Source organism: Streptosporangium pseudovulgare (genome assembly GCF_014648055.1).
Classification (GTDB): Bacteria; Actinomycetota; Actinomycetes; order Streptosporangiales; family Streptosporangiaceae; genus Streptosporangium; species Streptosporangium pseudovulgare.
Genome location: NZ_BMQJ01000001.1, coordinates 645,587 through 667,224 on the forward strand (window position 1 = coordinate 645,587; position 21,638 = coordinate 667,224).

Below are 21,638 nucleotides of genomic sequence, written 5' to 3' on the forward strand. Positions count from 1 at the left end.
CGGGCCCATCCGGACGGCCAACGTCGCCGTGCGCCGCCCCGGACGGCGGACCCGTCCGGACGGCCGGGATGCCGCCGCGCGCCGCCCCGGACGACGGCGGGCGGGCAGGGCCGGAGACCCGCTCAGTCGGCGGAGCGGCCCTGGCAGCGCGGGTCGGCCGGCGTCTGCAGCGGAGCCGGGGCCAGCCACGACAGCACGTTCTTCTCGACGTACCAGCCGTGCAGGTTCACCCAGGTCACGGGCGCCTCGTCGGGATCGGGGCAGAGCACCTTCGACTCCAGCCGGTCGCCGCGGACGAAGCTCACCTGGCCGTCGCGTCCCAGCACGGTCACCATCTGGTCGTCACTGGTGACCAGGTAGCCCACGAGCACCCGCGGCGCGTCCCGTTCCTCGTCCGCCGTCATCTGGAACGCCGTCAGCGGCAGGATCGGCGCCTTCATCACCACCACGCCCACCAGGAACGGTGTGAAGACCGCCACGACGACGGCGAGCCCGTGGGTGAGCAGCCGGGCGAGCACCCTCGGCACCGGGCCGGTCAGCAGGCCCGCGATCCCGGGCGGCAGGAGGAGCAGGATCGAGGTGGTCACGTCCCGCGCGGCGATCGCCTGGCCGATGGCGGGCCACAGCGCGGCGTAGACGAGCACGGCGGCCACCGCGGGCAGGACGTAGCAGACGGCCACCCGCAGCGTCCTCCTGCCGGGGAAGCGGTCGCGCACCGTCAGCCCGGCGGTGGTCAGCGCCAGCATCTCCAGCGTGGGCAGGAACCGCAGTTCCCAGGAGACCAGGCCCACCGCCACCGCCAGCGCCACCACCCAGCCGGGCAGGCGCTCGGCGGCGCGCAGCAACCAGGAGGAGCGGTCCGCGCCGGTCCAGCCCCGCGTGCTGATCCAGTACAGGGCGCCGAGCATCCGCCCGCTCAGGACGAGGGCCGGCAGGATCCACACGGTCGTCAGCAGCACGGCGGTGAGCAGGCCCAGCGGGCTGATGTTCTGCACCAGCAGCAGCAGGGTCTGGGTGTCCTGGCGGCTGGCATACCACAGCCGCATGGTGAGCAGGAGCAGCGGGAAGGCCGGGAGCAGCGCGAGCAGCCACTCCTGGTTCCTGGGGTGCTCTCTGGACGTGCGCTTGGTCCGCCCGATGCCGCTCAACGGGTCGGGCACTCCTGGACGGGAAGCGTCCGCTCCCACGGCCATCGGCGTACCTCCGGAGGCAGCGCGCAGGGCTGTTCGGCCTGCGCCACGTTCACCCCGGGGTTGGCCGCCAGCAGCGGGTCGATGTACGTCCGGTACGCCTGCTCCCACCGCTGGTCCTGGGGGTCCGCGTAGGAGCGGTAGAGCGAGAGGTCGACCAGCGTGCGCAGGGCGGCGTTGGGGCCGGCGTTGACCGCCCACATCTCCGTCTTCTCCAGCGCGATGTCATGGTGGAGCAGCCCGCCGCCGGACTCGGCGACGAACCCGGCCAGGAGCGCCGCGTCGGTGGTCACCGCGTCGAACTCCTTCTTCTTGAGGCCTTCGACGCAGTCGCTGATGAGGTTCCGGGCGGTGACGGTGGCCCTGGTCGCCCGCTCCAGCGCGATCTCGGAGGTCGAGGTGCCCAGCGTGCAGACCTTCCTGCCCTCCAGCTGCCCCAGCGAGGTGATCTTCCCGGGATAGTCGGACCGGGTCACCACGGACTGCTCGGTGTAGAGGTAGGGCGTGCTGAAGCCGACCGCCGGGTCCTGCCGCCGCTCGGGCGTCATGCTGAAGGTGGCGACCACCAGGTCCACCTTGACGAACCGGCCCTGTTCGTCCTGGGCCTGCATGCGCGCCCTGTCCTCGGTCTCGATGGACAGGAAGTCGACCTTGTCCGGTGAGAAGCCCAGGTCGGCGGCGATCATGTAGGCGATCTGGATGTCGAACCCGGTGAAGGCGCGCCTGCCCGTCTTCTCCTGGAGCGCGATGCCGGGGGTGTCGGACTTCACGCCGATCCGGAGCCGGTCCTTGTTGAACAGCCCGGCCCGCTCCCGCAGCTCCGCCTCGGTGGGCGGCCCCTTCACCATCAGGACGGACGCGCCGACCACGACCGCGGCCAGGACCAGGGCGATCCAGGCGGCGATCCGAAAGCGGCGGAACCTCTTGATCGGCTGTGGCTCCGGCTGCGGGAACGGGTCGGGCACGGGATCGGCCGGGGGGTGCGGCGGCGCGTCGGCCCGTGGATCGGGCGTGCCCGCCGGCGAGCCGGGACGCCACCGCTTCCCGGCGAACAGACCGGCCTTTCCGGACGGCGCCGTCGCGTCCTCATGCTCTTCGGTCATAACCCCACGGACCCCCTGCTCGTTAGGCAGGCTATGACGTGGCTCCGGCCGGGAGGGGGCTCTTCATCAAGACGAGATCAAACCGCCTCCCGCCGAAGTGACCGGAATACCCCCTAAGATCCAGTACCGAATGTCAGGAACGGGGGATGGTGACTCCTCCGCTCCCCTAGGGGAGCGGCTTCTCGCTTTCCTCGGCCGAGGTAGGCGACGGACAAGCCCTGCCCGTTTCGAACGCATGGACCATATCAAGGAAGCGATTCCCCTGCCGGGCGAACCCGTCAGGGGGATGCTGGACGGGATGGATCTCATCATCGGGCCGTACCGCGTGACCGGCAGGCTGTGGCAGGACGCCGCCGGTGAGGCCTTCCTCGCCCACGACCCCGCCGGCCGGCAGGTCGTGGTCAAGGTCCTCGACCCGGCCCTGACCGCCGATCCCGGCGTCCGGTGGCGCTTCCAGCAGGAGACGGGCGCCGCGGCCCGGGTCGCCCCGCGCTGCGTCGTCCCGCTGGTCTCGGCGGGGTTCGACGGTGACCGCGCCTACGTCGTCACCGAGCACGTCGAGGGCCCCTCCCTGCGCGAGCGGGTCGAGGGGCAGGGCCCCCTGGCGGGGCCGGGCCTCAGCTCGCTGGCCGTGTCCGTCGCCGTCGCCCTGCAGGCGATCCACGCCGCGGGCGTCACGCACGGGCGGCTGACGCCGTCCGACATCCTGATGAGCCCGCTCGGGCCGAGGGTGGGCGGTTTCGGTCTCTCCTTCCTTCCCCTCCACGACCCCCGCCACGACGCCCCCGGCAGCGGTACGCCGCCCGAACGGGCGCGCGGCGAGGCGGCCACCGCGGCTTCGGACGTGTTCTCGTGGGGCGCGGCCGTCCTGTACGCGGCGACGGGACGCGAGCCGTACGGCGATGCCGGGCGCGAGCCGTACGGCGATGCCGGCGACCCCGAGGAGACCGCGCGGGTCGTCCGCCCCCGGCCCGACCTGACCGGCCTGCCCGGCCCGCTGCGCGACCTCGTGGCGAGCGCCCTCGCCGAGGATCCCGGCCGCCGCCCGGACGTGCGCGACATCGTCCGCGCCCTGACCGGCGTCAGCGATCCGGCCGCCGCGTCGGTCCCGCCCAGGCCGCCCGCCGCGAACGGGACTCCCGCCGGGCCGTCCACCGCCGCCGGATCGCCCGCCGCCACGGGCCTCGTGCCGGTCCCGCCCACCGGCCGCCAGGTGCCCGCCCCGCCTGACCTCGGTCAGGGACCGGTCGCCCCGCCCGTCATCGGTCAGGGACCGGTCGCCCCGTCGCCCGCCGTGGCCGGGACCCCCGCCGGACCGCCCGCCGCGGGGGCCGCGCCGGTTCCGCCGCCCGCCGTTCCCCAGCCGGTCTCCCTGCCCGTTCCCGGTCCGGGGGTCGCCCCGCCACCGGTCGCGGCGGCTCCGGGTCAGGCCCCGCCGCCCGCCGTACCGGCCGTCTCCGGGTATCCGGGCGCGGCCCGCCGTACCGACGCGGCGGCGGCCTCCGACACGGCGCGGCAGGTCAGGCGGCATCTCATCCCCGCCGCGGCGGGTCTGGTCCTCGCCGGGGTCATCGCCGGGGCCGCCTGGCTCCTGCCCCGGGACCCGGCGCCCGGCGACGTCGCGTCGCAGGCCCTGCCCACCGCTCCGGCGAGCGCCGGGCCCGCCCCGGTGACGGCGTCGCCCACATCGTCGCCCACATCGTCGCCCCCGCCCTCGCCGGCGCCCGCGCGGCGCACCGCCCGGCCCACCACCGAGCGCGCCCTGCCGTTCCAGGACGACTTCGGCGGCGCCGGCGGCTGGAGCAGCACGGCGGCGGGGAACGCCGGGAAGCACCGGCCGGACCACGGCGCCTACCGGCTCACCGTCCGGGCCGGCGCGAGCCTCCCGGTCACCGCCCCCGTCACCGCCTCGCTGCGGAACGCCGTCATCACCGTGAAGGCGCGCCTGCTCTCCGGCAAGGGGGACTTCGGGGTGTTCTGCCGCGGCCGGAAGTCGACGGACGAGCGCTACGAGTTCGCGCTCACCGGCGACGGCGGCGCCTCGATCACCCGGAGTGGCGAGGCGCCGTCGGCGGTGCGGCGCGTCCCGGGGCTGCGTCCCGGCCGGCTCACCGTCCTGCAGGCGGTCTGCCGCGGCGGCGTGACGGGGACCACGCTGAGCCTGCGGGTCAACGGCAAGGAGGTCATCTCCCGGGTGGACCGGGCCCGGCCGCTGACCGCCGGTTCCATCGGTGTCTTCGCCCGGGGCCGGCGCGGCGGTTCCGGCCTGGACGTCGCGTTCAACTCCTTCGCGGCCCGCCCCTGAGTCCTCCGGCCCGGCGGGGGAGGGTCGGCGCCGACCTCACCGCCCGGCACCGGGGCTCGCCGCGGTTCGCGCCCGAGCCGGCCGCCCGAGCCGCTCGGCGGTACGGCCGGGCTTCGCCCCGTGCGGCAGGGCCCGCCGCATCCGGCGCCGTCAGTCGTAGAAGCCCAGCCGGCGCAGCTGCTTGGGGTCGCGCTGCCAGTCCTTGGCGACGCTGATGCGCAGGTCGAGGTACACCCGGGTGCCGAGCAGCGCCTCGATGTGGCCGCGGGCCCGGCTGCCGACCTCCTTGAGGCGGCTGCCCTTGTGCCCGATCACGATGGCCTTCTGCGAGGGCCGCTCGACGAACATGTGGGCGTAGATGTCGAGCAGGTCGTCGCGGCCCTCGCGGGGCACCATCTCGTCGACGACGACCGCGATGGAGTGCGGCAGCTCGTCGCGGACGCCCTCCAGGGCCGCCTCCCGGATCAGCTCGCCCACCAGCACCTGCTCGGGCTCGTCGGTGAGCTGCCCGCCCTCGTACAGCGGCGGGCTGGCCGGGAGCCTGCCGACCAGCACGTCGCGCAGCACGTCGAGCCGCTCCCCGGACTCCGCCGAGACCGGGACGATCTCCTCGAACTCGGCGAGCTGCGACACGGCCATCAGCTGCGCGGCGATCTGCTCGCGGGTCGCCAGGTCGCACTTGGTGACGACGGCGACGACCGGGGTCTTCTTGACGGCGGCGAGCTTCTCGGCGATGAACCGGTCGCCCTTGCCGATGGGCTCGTTGGCCGGCACGCAGAAGCCGATCACGTCCACCTCGGTGAGCGTGGACAGCACCAGGCTGTCGAGCCGCTCGCCCAGGAGGGTCCGGGGACGGTGCAGGCCGGGGGTGTCGACGATGATGAGCTGGGCGTCCGGGCGGTGCACGATGCCCCGGATGACGCGACGGGTCGTCTGCGGCTTGGAGGAGGTGATGGCCACCTTGGTGCCGACCAACGCGTTCATCAGCGTTGATTTGCCGACGTTGGGCCGTCCGACGAAACAGGCGAAACCGGCGTGGAAATCAGCGGCTGGAGAACTCACGTCACCCATTGTCCCCGATCGTCGGCTCAGCTCTGACGCGGTGTCCCGTCCGGACCGGCCACCAGCAGCCGCTCGCCGCCCATGTCGCGCACGGCCCGCTCGTCCTCCGGGGAGGGGCCTTCACCCGCGGTGACCAGCGCCGCGGCCTCCAGGGACTCCGCGCCGCTGGAGACGGCCATGGCCACGGCGACCTGCAGCGCCGACAGCGTCAGCGAGGGCAGCGCCACATTGGTCGCCACGTAGGTCCGGCCCGTCTCGTCGCGCACCGCGGCCCCCTCGGCGGTGCCGTTGCGGGCGCGGGCGGAACGGGCCAGCACGATGATCTTGTTGTCCTCGGGGTCGAGGTTCGCGTCGCTCACGGCACAAGGGTATTCAGCCGCCGGATCAGGCGGAGAGCCGGCCGACCACGAGCCGGGCGAGCCGCCGGGTGCTCTCCTCGTCGATCCCGGCCATTCCGCTGTGCACCAGCGAGACGACGGTGTTGCCGACGCGGGCGAAGACCACGTGCAGCTCGTACGGGTAGCCGTTCAGCCGGCCGCGCAGTCTCCCGGCCCGCACGTCGCCGGGCACGTCCACCTCCAGGGGGGAGACCCGCAGCGAGGTGCCACGACCGGCGAGGGGGCCGGCCGCCACCGGGCAGCCGTCCAGGGCGTCGGAGATCTCGGCGAAGCGGAGGGCGGCGCCGGTGCCGGTGTAGGACACCAGGGCGACCCCGGCCAGCTCACCCACGTCGTCGCCCTGGTAGGTCACGGTGACCCGGGGCTCGGCGGTACGGCGCGGCGAGCCGCCTCCGGCCATGTTCAGGACGGTCCGGCACTCGGGGTTCTCCGCGCGGAACGGGGGCCGCCAGCCGTCCCGCGGCCGGGCCGAGAACCCCTCCGGCATGTCCTCCTGGAGCGGCAGCAGGCCGCGCAGCCGCGCCTGCTCCGCCCTGGCGTCCGCCCGGGTGTACCGCGCCGGCCCGGTGCCGCACGCGATCGGGGCCACCGCCAGCAGCCCGCAGACCGCGACCGCGACGGCGGCCCGGATCCCCGGGGTCCGAGTCCCCCGCCCCATGTCCGTTCCCCCGATGTCGGGCGCGGGCCCCCGCCCCCGCCGATCCGCTTCCTTCCCTCTTGGCAAAAGCGGCAATCATCGGCAAACACCCAGGACCCCGCCAACCCGCCTCACACGCCTCCTGTACGGCGACGCGGGCCGGTCCCGGGCCGGGGCCCGGAACCCCGGCCCCGGCCCGATGTCCGGGTCTCTCAGGCCCTGCTCTGGTCGTGCTCCGGGGCGGTCTCGGCCGGGTCGGCCTCCTCCTCCGGGGGGACCCGCCGGACGAGGACCGTGCCGATCCGGTTGCGCCGCCCGGCGAGGCTCTCGGCCGTCAGGCTGAGGCCGTTCACGACGGCCTCGGAGCCGGCGATCGGCACCCGGCCCAGCGCGTGGGCCAGCAGGCCTCCGACGGTCTCCACGTCGTCGACCTCCAGCTCGGCGTCGAACAGGTCCTCCAGGTCTCCCACGGGGAGCCGGGCGGTCACCCGGACCGAACCGTCCTGCAGCGGCTCGACGCGCGGGGCCTCCTGGTCGTACTCGTCGGTGATCTCCCCGACGATCTCCTCCAGGATGTCCTCGATCGTCACCAGGCCGGCCGTCCCGCCGTACTCGTCGATCACGATGGCCTGGTGGATCCGGCGGGCCTGCATCTCCCGCAGGAGCTGGTCGATCGGCTTGCTCTCGGGGACGTAGGCGGCCGGACGCATGATCGTCTCGACCTGCTCGGCGCGGCCCGCCTCGCCCGCCTCCTGCACCCGGCGCACGATGTCCCTGAGATAGGCGATGCCGATGACGTCGTCCTCGTTCTCGCCGACCACCGGGATGCGGGAGAAGCCGCTGCGCAGTGCGAGCGACAGGCCCTGGTGCAGGGTCTTGCCGCGCTCGATGAACACCATGTCGGTGCGGGGCACCATGACCTCGCGGACGATGGTGTCGCCGAGCTCGAAGACCGAATGGATCATCTCCCGCTCGTCCGGCTCGATGACCCTGCGCTCCTCGGCCAGGTCGACCAGGTCGCGCAGCTCGGCCTCGGAGGTGAACGGCCCCTCCCGGAAGCCCTTGCCGGGCGTCAGGGCGTTGCCCAGCAGGATGAGCAGCTTGGGCAGCGGGCCGAAGATCCGGGTGAGGCCGTACACCGGGGAGGCGCTGGCCAGCGCGACCGGCTCGGCGTGCTGGCGGCCCAGCGTGCGCGGGGAGACGCCGACGATGACGTAGCTGACGACGATCATGATCGCCGCGGCGGCGGTGTAGGCCCAGCCCTGGTCGCCGAGCCAGTCGATGCACAGCAGCGTGACGATCACCGTGGCGATCATCTCGCAGCTCAGCCGGATCAGGAGCAGCAGGTTGAGGTAGCGGGGCGGGTCGGCGACGATCTCCTGCAGCCGCGCGGAGCCCCGGCGCCCCTCGCGGACGAACTCCTCGGCCCGGACCCGCGAGATGCGCGTCAGCGCCGTCTCCGCGCTGGCTATCAGGCCGGCGACCACGACCAGGACGACCGCCGAGAACAACCACCCATTGGCACCGTTCACCGCTGGGCGCGCACCTCCCGCCACGATTCGAGCAGTTCGGCCTGGAGGCCGAACATCTCCTTGTGCTCCTCCGGCTCGGCATGGTCGTAGCCGAGCAGGTGGAGGATGCCGTGGGTGCACAGCAGCTCCAGCTCGGCCTCGGTGCCGTGTCCCGCCTCGGCCCCCTGCCTGGCGGCGACCTGCGGGCACAGCACCACGTCACCGAGGAGGGCAGGGTCGGCGGGGGAGTCGCCCTCCTGCCGGGCGCCGCTGCCGCCGCCGGGCCGCAGCTCGTCCATCGGGAAGGACAGCACGTCCGTCGGGCCGGGCTCCCCCATCCACTGCTCGTGCAGAACCGCCATGGCCTCTTCGTCGACGATGAGGATCGACAGCTCGGCGAGCGGGTTGATGTCCATCCGCTCCAGCACATGGCCGGCCAGCGAGACGATGAGGCCCTCGTCGACCTCGACGCCGGACTCGTTGTTGACCTCGATGCTCACCGGTCGTTCTCCACTACTTTCACGATCTTCCTCGGGGACGCTTGGCCACGCCCTTGATCGGCTGCGGCGCGCTCTGCCGCTGCGACTCGTCGTAACGGCCGTAGGCGTCGACGATGTCGCTCACCAGCCTGTGCCGGACCACGTCGGCGCTGGTCAGCCTACTGAAATGAATGTCAGGGATGCCGTCGAGGATGTCCTGCACCACCCGCAGGCCGCTCTGGGTGCCGCCCGGCAGGTCGACCTGGGTGACGTCGCCGGTGACGACGATCTTGGAGTTGAAGCCCAGGCGGGTCAGGAACATCTTCATCTGCTCGGGCGAGGTGTTCTGCGCCTCGTCCAGGATGATGTAGGCGTCGTTGAGCGTACGGCCGCGCATGTAGGCCAGCGGGGCGACCTCGATCGTGCCGGCCGCCATCAGCCGGGGGATCGACTCGGGGTCGAGCATGTCGTGCAGCGCGTCGTACAGCGGGCGCAGGTAGGGGTCGATCTTCTCGTACAGCGTGCCGGGCAGGAAGCCCAGCCGCTCCCCCGCCTCGACCGCCGGGCGGGTGAGGATGATCCGGTTGACCTTCTTCTCCTGCAGGGCCCGCACGGCCTTGGCCATCGCGAGGTAGGTCTTGCCGGTGCCCGCCGGGCCGATGCCGAAGACGATGGTGTGCCTGTCGATCGCGTCGACGTACCGCTTCTGGTTCACCGTCTTCGGGCGGATGGTCCGGCCCCGGGAGGAGATGATGTCGAGGGAGAGCACCTCCGCGGGGCGCTCGGAGGTCATCCGCAGCATCGCGATGCTGCGCTCCACAGCGTCCGCCGTGAGCTCGGCGCCGCCGCGGACGAGCTCGGTGAGCTCCTCGAAGAGACGCACGACGGTGCCGCTCTCCTCCGGGCTGCCGGTGATGGTGATCTCGTTGCCCCGGACGTGGATGTCGGCCCGGAAGGCTCCCTCGATGACCCGCAACAGCTCGTCGCCCGAGCCCAGCAGGCTGACCATCGAGTGCTCGTCCGGAATCACCACCTTCGCCTGGGTGCGCCCGGGGGTCTTCGACCGCGGCGACGTTCTGTTGGAATCGTTTGTCTCGGACATAGGCGGGCCTTTCGGCCTGTTCGCCTCCAGATATCGGAGTGTGACTTCTACGCCATGGTATCCGCGATGGGCGCCGTGACGCCTCCCGGTTGTCAGCCGGGCGGCCAGTTCAGGTCGCGCCCGCCGACCACGTGTCCGTGCACGTGGAAGACGGTCTGACCGGCGCCGGGACCGGTGTTGAAGACCAGCCGGTAACCGGACTCGGCGATCCCCTCCTGCTCGGCGACCTCGTGGGCGGCCCTGATCACCTCGTCGGTGAGCCCGTCGTCGGCGGCGGCCAGGGCCGCGGCGGTGGGGTAATGGTCCTTCGGCACCACCAGCACGTGGGTCGGCGCCTGCGGATTCACGTCACGGAAGGCCAGCGTGCGGTCGGTCTCGTGAACGATCCGCGCGGGGATCTCCTTGGCCACGATCCTGCAGAACAGGCAGTCGGCTTCACTCACCATGCGGGCACCCTATCCGGTCCGGGCGTTGCCAATCGGTGATGGTCCATCCCCGGCGAAGAAAGATCCACACGGATATGGTGGATGTGCGAAACTTCAACAACTACAGACCATTGCGATTCGCACGACATGGCCGCCGGGCCGAGGACACGACTGGGTCATGCCCCCTAATGAACCGGAAGAGCGTAAACCCTCTGGGAAGGCCGAGCGTCCCACTGATGTGACCACCGAGACCCTCGTGGCCGACAGGTCGCTCGGGGCGGTGCCCGTCGGCTGGGACGCCGACATGGCCGTGACCGCGCTCTACAGCGCGCACTATCGGTCGCTCGTGCGTCTCGCTGTTCTGCTCGTCCGCGATGTGGCAACCGCGGAGGAGGTCGTGCAGGACGCGTTCGTCGCCATCCACGGCGCCTGGCGCCGGCTGCGCGACACCGACAAGGCACTCGCCTACCTGCGCCAATCGGTCGTCAACCGATCTCGTTCGGTGCTGCGGCACCGGGCGGTCGTGGAGAAGTACGCCCCCAAGGGCATGCCGGACGCGCCGAGCGCCGAGAACGGCGCGATCGGCGAGTTCGAGCGCTCCGCCGTCATCGAGGCGCTGCGCGCCCTGCCCGCCCGGCAGCGCGAGGCACTGGTCCTGCGCTATTACGGTGACCTGTCCGAGGCACAGATCGCCGACGCGATGGGAATCAGCAAAGGCGCGGTCAAGAGCCACACGGCTCGCGGCATGGCCGCCCTACGAACCACACTGGAGCAACTGTCATGACCGAGTCCCCCGATGAGTACGGCGAGCTGCTGCGCCGTGCCCTCAACGCGGAGGCGAACTCGGTCGTTCCCTCCCCCGACGGACTGGAGATCATCCGGGCCCGGATCGAGCGTCGCGGGCTCCGCGGACTCCGCGGGCTGATGTGGTGGCGCGCCGGCGCCTCCGTCGCTGGAGCGGTCCTTGTCGCGGCGACCGTCGTGATGATGGTCCCCCAGCTGCGCGAGCAGGTGATCCAGGAGGTCTACAGCGGCGAGGTGAACTTCACCCAGTCCACCGCGCCCGACATGTCGGCCACCTCACGGCCGCCGGCGAACAACGACAACCGGGTCCCGGTCGTCCCCAGGACGTCCAGCGCCCCGCCCCCGCCGGAGCCGACCGAGCGTTCCAGGAGCACGGCGCCGAGCGTGAAGGCGACCCCGACGCCCAAGGCGACCCCCACGCCTGAGCCCACCCCGTCGGACGGCTGCCCCACGACGCCCGCGGACGACACCGCGCCCGGCGACGTCTCCGAGGAGTGCCCGACCACGCCGACCGCGGCGCCCGAGCCCACCGGCCAGTCCGAGAGCCCGTGCCCGCCGTCCGGCTGCCCCCAGCCGGACGAGCAGCCCCCCACGCCGAGCGAGGGCGCGCCCACCCCGGTGAGCCACTGACCGGCGGCGATCCGCCGCCGGTCGCCTACCAGCGGCCGGTGCGCGCCTGGAGCACCGCCGCGGCCGCGACCCCGGCCGTCGAGGTGCGCAGCACCGTCGGCCCGAGCAGCACCGGCGCGGCCCCGGCGGCGCGGAAGGCGGCGATCTCCTCCTCGGAGACCCCGCCCTCGGGGCCGACGACCACCACGATGTCCCCGTCGGCGGGCAGCGGGAGGCCGGACAGCGGCGAGGCGGCCTCCTCGTGCAGCACGACGCCCAACGCCGCCGCCGACAACAGGGCGGCGACCTCGGCGGTCCTCGCCGGGTCGGTCACCTCGGGCAGGTGGAAGCGGCGCGACTGCTTGGCCGCCTCCCGCGCCGTGGACCGCCAGCGGGCCAGCGACCTGGCCGCCCGCTCCCCCTTCCACTGGGTGACGCAGCGGGCCGCGGCCCAGGGCACGATCACGTCCACCCCGGCCTCGGTCATCATCTCCACGGCCAGCTCGCCCCGGTCGCCCTTGGGCAGGCCCTGGACGACGACCAGGCGGGGACGCGGCGCGGGCACCTCGTAGCGGCGCAGCACCCGCACCCGCAGGGAGTCCTTGCCGGCGTCGTCCACCACGCACTCGGCCACCGCGCCCGCGCCGTCGGTCAGATCGAGGCGCTCCCCGGCGCGCAACCGCCGTACGGCGGCCGCGTGCCGGCCCTCCGGGCCGGCGAGAGTGAACCCCTCCCGGCCCAGGTCGGCCGGATCGGCCAGGAAGACCGGCGCCGTCATGCGGCGGCGGGGACGCCGCGGCGGACCCGGGAGGCGCCGCCCGCGCCCCGCCGGGGAGCGCCGGCGGCCGCCGGGTCAGCGGCCATTGAAGGCGTCCCGCAGGCGGGAGAAGAAGCCCTGCTGGCCCGGGGCGAACTTGCCGGGCGGGCGCTCCTCGCCGCGCAGCCTGGCCAGCTCGCGCAGCAGCTCCTCCTGGGCGGGGTCGAGCTTGGCGGGGGTCTCGACGTTGACGTGGACCAGCAGGTCGCCGCGGCCGGTCTCGTTGAGCCGCTGGACGCCGCGGCCGTAGAGCGGGATCGTCTGGCCGGACTGGGTGCCGGGCCGGATGTCCAGCTCCTCGTTGCCGTCGAGGGTCTCCATGACCAGGATGGTGCCGAGCGCGGCGGCGGTCATCGGGATCTGCACGGTGCAGTGCAGGTCGTCGCCCCGCCGCTCGAAGACATCGTGCGGGCGCTCGACGATCTCCAGGAACAGGTCGCCGGGCGGGCCGCCGCCGGGGCCGACCTCACCCTCGCCGGCGAGCTGGATGTGGGTGCCGTCCTCCACTCCCGCGGGGATGCGGACCTTGATGGTCCGCCGGGTGCGGACCCGGCCGTCGCCGGAGCACTCCTGGCAGGGGTTACGGATGATCGAGCCGAACCCGCCGCACTGGGGGCAGGGCCGGGACGTCATGACCTGGCCGAGGAAGGACCTGGTGACCTGGGAGACCTCACCGCGGCCGTGGCACATGTCGCAGGTGTCGGGGTGGGTGCCGGGCGCGGCGCCCGCACCCGAGCAGACCTCGCAGAGCACGGCGGTGTCGACGACCAGCTCGCGGGTGGTTCCGAAGGCCGCCTCGCGCAGGTCCAGCTCCACCCGGATGGTGGCGTTGCGGCCCCGGCGGGCGCGTGAGCGCGGCCCGCGACCGCCGCCGCCGGCCGCCGCGCCGAAGAAGGCGTCCATGATGTCGCTGAACGGGAAGCCCGCGCCGAAGCCCCCGGCGCCCGCGCCCCCGCCGGGAGCGAACGGGTCGGCACCCATGTCGTACATCTGCCGCTTGCTGGGATCGGACAGGACCTCGTAGGCCTGCGTGATCTCCTTGAACCTCTCCTGCGTCTCAGGATCGGGGTTCACGTCGGGGTGCAGCTCGCGCGCCAGCCTGCGGTAGGCCTTCTTGATCTCCTCCGCACTGGCGTCACGGCGTACCCCGAGGGTGCCGTAGTAGTCGCTCTTAGCCACTTAGTTGACCTCTTAGGATGCAGCCAGGATCTGGCTGACGTAGCGTGCCACCGCGCGCACCGCGCCCATCGTGACCGGGTAGTCCATTCGCGTCGGGCCCAGCACGCCGAGCCTGGCCAGTTGCTTGTCCCCCGAACCGTACCCGGCGACGACGATGGACGTGCCCTGGAGACCGGTGTAGGGGTTCTCCGAGCCGATCCGCACCGTCAGCGCCGACAGGTCCGAGGTCTCTCCGAGCAGGCGCATCAGCACGACCTGCTCCTCCAGGGCCTCCAGCACGTCGCGGAGGCCGACGCTGAGGTCGGCTCCCGCGAGGTTGGCCGCCCCGGCGAAGACGATCTTCTCATCGTGCCGCTCGACCAGCGACTCCAGCAGCACCGACAGGATCGTGGCGGCGAGCGGGCGGTCCTCGGTCGGCAGCCGCGAGGGCAGATCGGCCACCCTGTCGGGGACCTCGGTCAGCCCGCAGCCGTCGAGGGAGGCGTTGAGCGTCGCGCGCAGGTGCGCGACGCGGGTCTCGTCGACCACCTCGGGCAGCTCGACGACGCGCTGCTCGACCCGGCCGGTGTTGGTGATGAGGACGAACATCAGCCGGCGCTCGCTCAGCGGGACCAGCTCGACGTGCCGGACCGTGGAGTGCGTCAGCGTGGGGTACTGCACCACGGCGACCTGGCGGGTGAGCTGCGCCAGCAGCCGCACCGTGCGGGTCACGACGTCGTCGATGTCCACCGCGCCGGCGAGGAAGCTCTCGATCGCCCTTCGCTCCGCGCCCGACAGCGGCTTGACCTGGGAGAGCCGGTCGACGAACAGCCGGTAGCCCTTGTCGGTGGGCACCCGCCCCGCGCTGGTGTGCGGCTGGGCGATGTATCCCTGCTCCTCCAGCACCGCCATGTCGTTGCGGATGGTGGCGGGCGAGACGCCGAGATTGTGCCGCTCGGCGAGCGCCTTCGACCCCACCGGCTCGTTGGTGGACACGTAGTCCTCGACGATGGCCCGAAGCACCGCAAGCCTGCGGTCATCGACCAACGTGCTCACCTCCTTGCCCTGCGCCGAACCGGGAACGCGGAGTCTGGCACTCTGTGTTCCCGAGTGCCAAGTGTACGGCTCTTGCCGACGGGGTGCGATAAGGCGACGGCCCTTTGCTAGCGTCCCCTTGATCGGCGAGGTGCGAGGAGGTGCGGCCGGCGTGTACGAGCGCGACGTGCTGGCGGGTGACTGGCGGCGTCCGGGCAGGGGGACGATCCCGCAGGTCCCCGCCGAGATCGACCTGGTCGTGGAGGACGCCGACGGCGGCTTCTGCGGCGCCGTGGTGGCCTGCGACAAGGAGGCCGTCACCCTGGAGGACCGGTTCGGGCGGCGGCGCGTCTTCCCGCTGGAGCCGGCCGCGTTCCTGCTGGAGGGCCGGGTCGTGACCCTGGTACGGCCGGCCGCCGCGCCCCGCGCCCCGCGGCGCAGCGCCTCCGGCTCCATCGCCGTGGAGGGCCTGCGCGCCCGGGTGGCCAGGGAGAGCCGGATCTACGTCGAGGGCGTGCACGACGCCGCGCTGGTGGAGAAGGTCTGGGGCCACGACCTGCGCGTCGAGGGCGTGGTGGTGGAGTACCTCGAAGGGGTGGACCACCTGCCGGAGATCGTCGAGGAGTTCGGTCCGGGCCCGGAGCGCCGCCTGGGCGTGCTGGTCGACCACCTGGTCGCCGGGTCCAAGGAGAGCCGGATCGCCGACCGGGTGGCCTCGCCGTACGTGCTGGTCGTCGGGCACCCGTTCGTGGACGTCTGGCAGGCGGTCAAGCCGTCGGTGCTGGGCATCGGCGCCTGGCCGCGGGTGCCGCGCGGCGTGCCGTGGAAGGAGGGGGTCGTCGCCGCCCTGGGCTGGGACCTCGCCCCGGCCGACGCCTGGCGGCGCATCCTCGGCTCGGTCACCACCTACGCCGACCTGGAGCCGGAACTCCTCGGCCCGGTCGAGCGGCTCATCGACTTCGTGACCGTCCCGCAGGAGGACGGCTGAGACCGGTGCCCGGCGCGGTCAGGTGAGGTCGCGGACCAGGGCGTCGGCCAGCAGCCGGCCGCGCAGCGTCAGCACCGCCCGGCCCGCCTTGAACGGCTCGACCTCCAGCAGCCCGTCGGCCAGCGCCCGGGCGACCACCGGCGGCCGCTCGATCTCCGCCAGGGGGAAGCCCTGGGCGAGCCGCAGCTCCAGCATCAGCCGCTCGACCGCCCGGTCCTCGGCCGACAGCACCTCGCGGGCGTAGGCGGGTGAGACGCCCTCGGCCAGGCGGCGGGCGTAGGCGGCCGGGTGCTTGACGTTCCACCAGCGGGTGCCGCCCACGTGGCTGTGCGCGCCGGGACCGACGCCCCACCAGTCGCCGCCCGTCCAGTAGAGGAGGTTGTGCCGGCAGCGCGCGGCCTCCGAGGTCGCCCAGTTGGACACCTCGTACCAGTCGAAGCCCGCCTCGGCGAGCATGGCGTCGGCGATGAGGTAGCGGTCGGCGGCCACGTCGTCGTCGGGCATCGGCAGCTCGCCGCGCCTGATCCTGGCCGCCAGGCGGGTGCCGTCCTCCACGATCAGCGAGTAGGCCGACACGTGGTCGGGCCCGGCCTCGATCGCCGCGGCCAGCGAGGCCCGCCAGTCGTCGTCGCTCTCGCCGGGCGTGCCGTAGATCAGGTCGAGGTTGACGTGGTCGAACCCGGCCTCCCTGGCCTCCCGTACGGCGTGCGCCGCCCGGCCCGGGGTGTGGCGGCGCTCCAGCACCCGCAGCACGTGCTCGCGGGCGCTCTGCATGCCGAAGCTCACCCGGGTGAACCCTCCGTCGCGCAGCCCGGCGAGGTAGGCACGGTCCACCGACTCGGGGTTGGCCTCGGTGGTCACCTCGGCGCCGGGGGCGAGCCCGAACTCCTCGTCGATGGCGCCGAGGATGCGGACCAGGTCGGCCGCGGGCAGCAGGGTGGGGGTGCCGCCTCCGAAGAACACCGTCTCGACCGGCAGGTCCGCGTCGCCGAGGACGGCCCGCGCCCGCCGCACCTCCGCGACGGCGGTCGCGGCGTAGTCGGCGTGCGAGGCGCCGGGCCCCAGCTCGGAGGCGGTGTAGGTGTTGAAGTCGCAGTAGCCGCAGCGGGTCACGCAGAACGGCACGTGGACGTAGAAGCCGAACGGCCGCTCACCGAGCCCGCGCAGCGCGCTGCCGGGGAGCCGGCCGGAGGCCGGTACGGGGTCGCCGTCGGGAAGTGTGGATGGCACGGGTCAAGTCTGCCGCCCCGGGACGGATGCCCGGTACCGCGCCCCCACCGGCCGGGCGGCCTCGTCGTACGCGCCGACCGCCGGGACCCCGCCCGCCGCTCCCCCGGCGGCGGGCGGCGGGGACCCTACTTCTTGGTCTTGTCGGAGGAGGAGGACTCGGTGGACAGCGCGGCGACGAAGGCCTCCTGGGGGACCTCCACCCGGCCGACCATCTTCATCCGCTTCTTGCCTTCCTTCTGCTTCTCCAGCAGCTTGCGCTTACGGGAGATGTCGCCGCCGTAGCACTTGGCGAGGACGTCCTTGCGGATGGCGCGGATGTTCTCGCGGGCGATGACCCGGGCGCCGATCGCGGCCTGGATCGGCACCTCGAACTGCTGCCTCGGGATGAGCTCGCGCAGCTTCTTGGCCATCTCCACGCCATAGCCGTACGCCTTGTCCTTGTGGACGATGGCGCTGAAGGCGTCGACGGCCTCGCCCTGGAGCAGGATGTCGACCTTCACCAGGTCGGCCTCCTGCTCGCCGTACGGCTCGTAGTCGAGCGAGGCGTAGCCGCGGGTGCGGGACTTGAGCTGGTCGAAGAAGTCGAAGATGATCTCGCCGAGCGGCATGGTGTAGCGGATCTCGACGCGGTCCTCGGACAGGTAGTCCATGCCCTGCAGGGCGCCCCGGCGGTTCTGGCAGAGCTCCATGATGGCGCCGATGAACTCCGACGGGACCAGCACTGTCGCCTTCGTCACCGGCTCGAAGACCTTGTCCACCTTGCCGGTGGGGAACTCCGAGGGGTTGGTGACGTCGACCTCCTTGCCGTCCTCCATGATCACCCGGTAGACCACGTTCGGCGCGGTGGAGATGAGCGAGAGGTTGAACTCCCGCTCCAGGCGCTCGCGGACGATCTCCATGTGGAGCAGGCCGAGGAAGCCGCAGCGGAAGCCGAAGCCCAGGGCGGCGGAGGTCTCCGGTTCGTAGACCAGGGCGGCGTCGTTGAGCTGGAGCTTGTCCAGGGCCTCGCGCAGCTCGGGGTAGTCGTCGCCGTCGATCGGGTAGAGGCCGGAGAAGACCATCGGCTTGGGGTGCTCGTAGCCGCCGAGCGCCTCGGTGGCGGCCCGGGCGGCCGACGTCACCGTGTCACCGACCCGCGACTGGCGGACGTCCTTCACGCCGGTGATGAGGTAGCCCACCTCACCGACGCCCAGGCCCTTGTCCGCGATCTTCGGCTCCGGCGAGATGACGCCGATCTCCAGCGTCTCGTGCGAGGCGCCGGTGGACATCATCTGGATGCGCTCGCGCTTGCCCAGGTGGCCGTCCATGACGCGGACGTAGGTGACCACGCCGCGGTAGGTGTCGTAGACCGAGTCGAAGATCAGCGCGCGGGCGGCGGCGTCGGCGTCGCCGACCGGGGCCGGCACCTTCTCGACCACGTGGTCCAGCAGCTCCCGGACGCCCACGCCGGTCTTGCCGGAGACCTTCAGCACCTCCTCCGGCTCGCAGCCGATGAGGTGGGCCAGCTCGGCGGCGTACTTCTCCGGCTGGGCGGCGGGCAGGTCGATCTTGTTGAGCACCGGGATGATCGTCAGGTCGGCGTTCATCGCCAGGTAGAGGTTGGCCAGCGTCTGCGCCTCGATGCCCTGCGCCGCGTCGACCAGCAGGATCGCGCCCTCGCACGCCTGCAGCGACCGGGAGACCTCGTAGGTGAAGTCGACGTGCCCCGGGGTGTCGATCATGTTGAGGACGTAGTCGGTCTCGCCGGCCTTCCACGGCAGCCGGACCGCCTGCGACTTGATGGTGATGCCGCGCTCGCGCTCGATGTCCATCCGGTCGAGGTACTGGGCGCGCATGGAGCGGTCGTCGACCACGCCGGTGATCTGCAGCATGCGGTCGGCAAGGGTGGACTTGCCGTGGTCGATGTGCGCGATGATGCAGAAATTGCGGATCACCGCGGGATCGGTCTGGCCAGGCTGAATGCGCACCGGTGTCCGTTTCGCAGTATTGACGTGATCTACGGCTGGCATCCCAGCCGTCTTCCATGGTGACATGTCCGGGTGATTGCCCGGACCAGAGCACGGCGCGGCCTGCGGTTTCTCGCGGTGGTGGCGGCCGTCCTCCTTGTGCTCCCGGGGGTGGCCGCGGCCACCCTCACCCTGCAGTTTACCGGGACCCCGGCGTCCTGGGCGAAGACGAGCGGCCACGACGCCCTGTGGCTGGGCCACGCCTGGGTGGACGGCCGCAAGAGCGCGGCGGACCTCAGGCGCCTGGCCGACCGGCTGCGCCGGACCGGGATCAGGGACGTGTACGTCCACACCGGGCCGTTCAACGCCGACGGCTCGCTGCCCGACCGGAGTCCAGGGGCGCGCGACTTCGTGAAGCGGTGGCACGCCGAGCTGCCGGATGTGCGGGTGTCGGCGTGGCTCGGGCAGAAGGTGGACGGCTTCCTGGACCTCGACGACCGGGCCACCCGGGACCGGGTCGTGGAGAGCGCGCGCTCGGTCATGGCGCTGGGCTTCGACGGCGTCCACTACAACTTCGAGCCGGTCGGCGACGGCGACGCCGACTTCCTGGACCTGCTGGAACGCACCCGCCCGGTCCTCGGCGACGGCCCGCTGTCCACCTCCACCCCGCAGATCGAGCCGTTCCCGCTGACCCGGCCGGTGGTGCGGGGCGTCATCGGCCACGACAAGTACTGGTCGCCGGCCTACTTCCGGCAGGTCGCGGCCCGCGTCGACCAGGTCGCGATCATGACCTACGACTCCTTCCTCCCCTCCGAGCTGCTCTACGGCGGCCACGTCGTACGGCAGGCCGTCTTCGCCCTGGACCTCGTGCCCTCGGACAAGACCCTGCTCATCGGCGCGCCCGCCTACCACGACCACGGCGCGTCGTGGTCCGACGGGGCCGAGAGCGTCGCGACGGCGGCGCGGGGCGCGCGGCTGGCGCTGACCGCCCACGGCGAGCGCCGCGAGCGGTTCGGGCTGGCGCTGTACGTGGACTTCGCCGCCACGGACCAGGACTGGGAGGAGTACCGGCGGTTCTGGTTCCGACCCTGATGGAAGAAGGGTAAGCTTGCCAGGCATCCTTCTGACCCGGCTGTCGATTTGAGCGATCGTCCGGTCCGTTGGTAGCCTGTTCAACTGCGTGTGGCGCGCCCTCTCTGCCCGCGCGCCCCACTCCGACAACTTTCACCGAGGCTTCTTCGTGGCGAACATCAAGTCCCAGATCAAGCGCAACCGGCAGAACGAGAAGGCCCGGCTGCGTAACAAGGCTGTCAAGTCGTCCCTGAAGACGGCGGTCCGCAAGTTCCGCGAAGCCGCCGAGCAGGGCAACGTCGACGAGGCCATCGCGCTGCAGCGCGCCGCCTCCCGCCAGCTGGACAAGGCCGCCAGCAAGGGCGTCATTCACAAGAACCAGGCTGCCAACCGCAAGTCGGCGATCGCCCAGCGCGTCGCCGCCCTGTCGGCCGCCAAGTAATCCCGGTTCTTTCGGAGCGCCGCGTCCCCTCGGGGCCGCGGCGCTCCGGCGTTTCCGGCCCACCCCGCGTCCCGCCCCGCCGACCGCGGAGATCCGCGGAACGGGACCTACCGGCCGGTACGGCTGGCGACGACGGTCTGGATCAAGTGCTCCAGCGCGTAGGCCGGGTCGGCGCCGCCGCCCTTGACCTGGGCGTCGGCCGCGGCGACGGCCTGCAGGGCGCGGGCGATGCCCTCGGGGCCCCAGCCGTTCAGCTGCTTCCTGGTCCGGTCGATCTTCCATGGCGGCATGCCGAGGTGGCTCGCGAGCTGCCCGCCCCGCAGATTGCGCGGAGCGCCGCCCACCTTGGCCAGCGAGCGCAGGCCCCCCGCGAGCGCGCTGACCAGCAGGACCGGGGCCGTGCCGGTGGCCAGCGCCCAGCGGAGCTGCTCCAGCGCGTCCCCCAGCCGGCCCTCCACCGCCGAGTCGGCCACGGTGAACCCGCTGACCTCCGCCTGCCCCCGGTGGTAGCGGGCGACGGCGGCCTCGTCGATGGTCTTGCCGGGGGTGTCGAAGGCGAGCTGGTTGCAGGCCGCGGCCAGCTCCCTCAGGTCGTTGCCGACCGCGTCGAGCAGCGCGGCCGCCGCGTCCGCGCCGATGGACCGCCCTGCCCGCTTCATCTCGGTCCTGATGAACGCCAGCCGCTCGGCCGGCTTGGTCAGCTTGGTGACGGTGACCACGTGGGCGCCGGCCTTCCTGACGCCGTCGGCCAGTGCCTTTCCCTTGGCCCCGCCGGCGTGCGCGAGCACCAGCACGGTGTCCTCGGCCGGGTGTGCGGCGTAGGAGACGACTTCGGTGACGACGTCCTTGACGAGGTCCTGGGCGGAGCGGATCACCACCACGGCCCCGCCGCCGAACAGCGACGGCGAGGACAACCGGGTCAGCTCCCCCGGCTCGACCTTCGCCCCGACCAGGTCGTGGACCTCCGCGCCGGGGTCGGCGGCACGGCACGCCGCGATCACTTCGCCCACCGCGCGATCGGCCAGCAACTCCTCGTCGCCGACCACCAGTGTCACCCGTGCCGGGTCGTTCGCCGCCATGCCCAGCAGCATGCCACGTGCGGGTGACCGAATCGCAATCAGCAAGCCGTTCGCAACCCGGATGCGGTCGTTCTCGGGCACGCTGTGGAGCAGCCGAAGGGGATGAATGATGATGCGCTCCGCCGTCTGCCGTAACACCTGTCCGCGCTGCGGGTCGCCCCTCGACGAGGGGCCCGTCGTGTACCGCTGCGCGTGCTGCGGCCGTTCGGTCTACGCCGCCGACGTGAACACCGAGTTCCGCCGCCCG

At 72.6% G+C, this 21,638-nt stretch carries 21 protein-coding genes; 6 read left to right on the forward strand and 15 right to left on the reverse strand.

Annotated elements, in window-relative coordinates:
* Window positions 1-122: 122 nt before the first annotated feature.
* Both IEZ10_RS02810 and IEZ10_RS02815 read right to left on the reverse strand, forming a co-directional pair.
* Window positions 123-1,160, reverse strand: coding sequence for a hypothetical protein (locus IEZ10_RS02810; RefSeq protein ID WP_189244816.1), 1,038 nt, complete (start codon window positions 1,158-1,160; stop codon window positions 123-125).
* The gene (locus IEZ10_RS02815) at window positions 1,145-2,293 is read right to left on the reverse strand and encodes a transporter substrate-binding domain-containing protein (RefSeq protein WP_189244817.1); all 1,149 of its coding nucleotides are present in this window, start codon (window positions 2,291-2,293) and stop codon (window positions 1,145-1,147) included. The genes IEZ10_RS02810 and IEZ10_RS02815 overlap by 16 nt, the downstream gene beginning before the upstream one ends.
* Before the next feature lie 298 nt (window positions 2,294-2,591).
* Here IEZ10_RS02815 and IEZ10_RS02820 point away from each other — a divergent pair, with 298 nt between their 5' ends.
* The gene (locus IEZ10_RS02820) at window positions 2,592-4,598 is read left to right on the forward strand and encodes a serine/threonine protein kinase (RefSeq protein WP_189244818.1); all 2,007 of its coding nucleotides are present in this window, start codon (window positions 2,592-2,594) and stop codon (window positions 4,596-4,598) included.
* Window positions 4,599-4,748: 150 nt separating this feature from the next.
* On the opposite strand, the gene era is transcribed toward IEZ10_RS02820, so the two are convergent.
* The 7 genes from era to IEZ10_RS02855 all read right to left on the reverse strand — a co-directional run bounded on the left by era (window position 4,749) and on the right by IEZ10_RS02855 (window position 10,230).
* Window positions 4,749-5,669 carry a GTPase Era gene (gene era, locus IEZ10_RS02825; RefSeq protein ID WP_189244819.1) on the reverse strand — a complete coding sequence of 307 codons (921 nt, stop codon included), beginning with the start codon at window positions 5,667-5,669 and terminating at the stop codon, window positions 4,749-4,751.
* A 17-nt stretch (window positions 5,670-5,686) separates the two neighbouring features.
* Window positions 5,687-6,019, reverse strand: coding sequence for a cytidine deaminase-like protein (locus IEZ10_RS02830; protein ID WP_189244820.1), 333 nt, complete (start codon window positions 6,017-6,019; stop codon window positions 5,687-5,689).
* A gap of 25 nt (window positions 6,020-6,044) precedes the next feature.
* Window positions 6,045-6,716: a hypothetical protein gene (locus tag IEZ10_RS02835; protein WP_189244821.1), complete on the reverse strand. Its 672-nt coding sequence runs from the start codon at window positions 6,714-6,716 to the stop codon at window positions 6,045-6,047.
* Between the two features lie 191 nt (window positions 6,717-6,907).
* Window positions 6,908-8,227, reverse strand: coding sequence for a hemolysin family protein (locus IEZ10_RS02840; RefSeq protein ID WP_189244822.1), 1,320 nt, complete (start codon window positions 8,225-8,227; stop codon window positions 6,908-6,910).
* On the reverse strand, window positions 8,224-8,706 hold the full coding sequence (gene ybeY / locus IEZ10_RS02845; RefSeq protein ID WP_189244823.1) for an rRNA maturation RNase YbeY: 483 nt from the start codon (window positions 8,704-8,706) through the stop codon (window positions 8,224-8,226). Before ybeY ends, IEZ10_RS02840 begins: the two co-directional genes overlap by 4 nt.
* A 19-nt stretch (window positions 8,707-8,725) precedes the next feature.
* Window positions 8,726-9,787 carry a PhoH family protein gene (locus IEZ10_RS02850; protein WP_179818799.1) on the reverse strand — a complete coding sequence of 354 codons (1,062 nt, stop codon included), beginning with the start codon at window positions 9,785-9,787 and terminating at the stop codon, window positions 8,726-8,728.
* Window positions 9,788-9,879: 92 nt separating this feature from the next.
* Entirely contained in the window at window positions 9,880-10,230 is a 351-nt protein-coding gene (locus IEZ10_RS02855) for a histidine triad nucleotide-binding protein (protein WP_189245083.1), read from the reverse strand.
* Between the two features lie 286 nt (window positions 10,231-10,516).
* Between IEZ10_RS02855 and IEZ10_RS02860 the strand changes: the two genes are divergently transcribed.
* Window positions 10,517-10,996: a SigE family RNA polymerase sigma factor gene (locus tag IEZ10_RS02860; RefSeq protein WP_179822874.1), complete on the forward strand. Its 480-nt coding sequence runs from the start codon at window positions 10,517-10,519 to the stop codon at window positions 10,994-10,996.
* Window positions 10,993-11,646, forward strand: coding sequence for a hypothetical protein (locus IEZ10_RS02865; RefSeq protein WP_189244824.1), 654 nt, complete (start codon window positions 10,993-10,995; stop codon window positions 11,644-11,646). The genes IEZ10_RS02860 and IEZ10_RS02865 overlap by 4 nt, the downstream gene beginning before the upstream one ends.
* Window positions 11,647-11,671: 25 nt before the next feature.
* Here IEZ10_RS02865 and IEZ10_RS02870 read toward each other — a convergent pair whose 3' ends face one another.
* The 3 genes from IEZ10_RS02870 to hrcA form a co-directional block, all read right to left on the reverse strand.
* Complete coding sequence (locus IEZ10_RS02870; RefSeq protein WP_189244825.1) at window positions 11,672-12,403, reverse strand: 16S rRNA (uracil(1498)-N(3))-methyltransferase; 732 nt, start codon at window positions 12,401-12,403, stop codon at window positions 11,672-11,674.
* Window positions 12,404-12,478: 75 nt separating this feature from the next.
* Complete coding sequence (dnaJ, locus tag IEZ10_RS02875) at window positions 12,479-13,621, reverse strand: molecular chaperone DnaJ (RefSeq protein WP_189244826.1); 1,143 nt, start codon at window positions 13,619-13,621, stop codon at window positions 12,479-12,481.
* A 12-nt stretch (window positions 13,622-13,633) separates the two neighbouring features.
* Window positions 13,634-14,647 carry a heat-inducible transcriptional repressor HrcA gene (gene hrcA / locus IEZ10_RS02880; RefSeq protein ID WP_189245084.1) on the reverse strand — a complete coding sequence of 338 codons (1,014 nt, stop codon included), beginning with the start codon at window positions 14,645-14,647 and terminating at the stop codon, window positions 13,634-13,636.
* A gap of 160 nt (window positions 14,648-14,807) precedes the next feature.
* Here hrcA and IEZ10_RS02885 point away from each other — a divergent pair, with 160 nt between their 5' ends.
* Window positions 14,808-15,623, forward strand: coding sequence for a DUF3097 domain-containing protein (locus IEZ10_RS02885; RefSeq protein WP_189244827.1), 816 nt, complete (start codon window positions 14,808-14,810; stop codon window positions 15,621-15,623).
* 18 nt (window positions 15,624-15,641) lie between these two features.
* Here IEZ10_RS02885 and hemW read toward each other — a convergent pair whose 3' ends face one another.
* Window positions 15,642-16,853: a radical SAM family heme chaperone HemW gene (gene hemW, locus IEZ10_RS02890; RefSeq protein WP_189244828.1), complete on the reverse strand. Its 1,212-nt coding sequence runs from the start codon at window positions 16,851-16,853 to the stop codon at window positions 15,642-15,644.
* Between the two features lie 125 nt (window positions 16,854-16,978).
* The gene (gene lepA, locus IEZ10_RS02895; protein ID WP_229810873.1) at window positions 16,979-18,862 is read right to left on the reverse strand and encodes a translation elongation factor 4; all 1,884 of its coding nucleotides are present in this window, start codon (window positions 18,860-18,862) and stop codon (window positions 16,979-16,981) included.
* A 30-nt stretch (window positions 18,863-18,892) separates the two neighbouring features.
* On the opposite strand from lepA, the gene IEZ10_RS02900 reads away from it, so the two are divergent.
* A complete protein-coding gene (locus IEZ10_RS02900; RefSeq protein WP_189244830.1) occupies window positions 18,893-19,891 on the forward strand; it encodes a glycoside hydrolase family 18 protein in 999 nt (332 codons plus the stop codon).
* Between the two features lie 148 nt (window positions 19,892-20,039).
* Window positions 20,040-20,312 carry a 30S ribosomal protein S20 gene (gene rpsT, locus IEZ10_RS02905; protein ID WP_189244831.1) on the forward strand — a complete coding sequence of 91 codons (273 nt, stop codon included), beginning with the start codon at window positions 20,040-20,042 and terminating at the stop codon, window positions 20,310-20,312.
* A 107-nt stretch (window positions 20,313-20,419) separates the two neighbouring features.
* Here the strand turns inward: rpsT and holA are convergent, their stop codons facing one another.
* A complete protein-coding gene (gene holA / locus IEZ10_RS02910) occupies window positions 20,420-21,391 on the reverse strand; it encodes a DNA polymerase III subunit delta (RefSeq protein WP_229810874.1) in 972 nt (323 codons plus the stop codon).
* Window positions 21,392-21,638 lie beyond the last annotated feature (247 nt).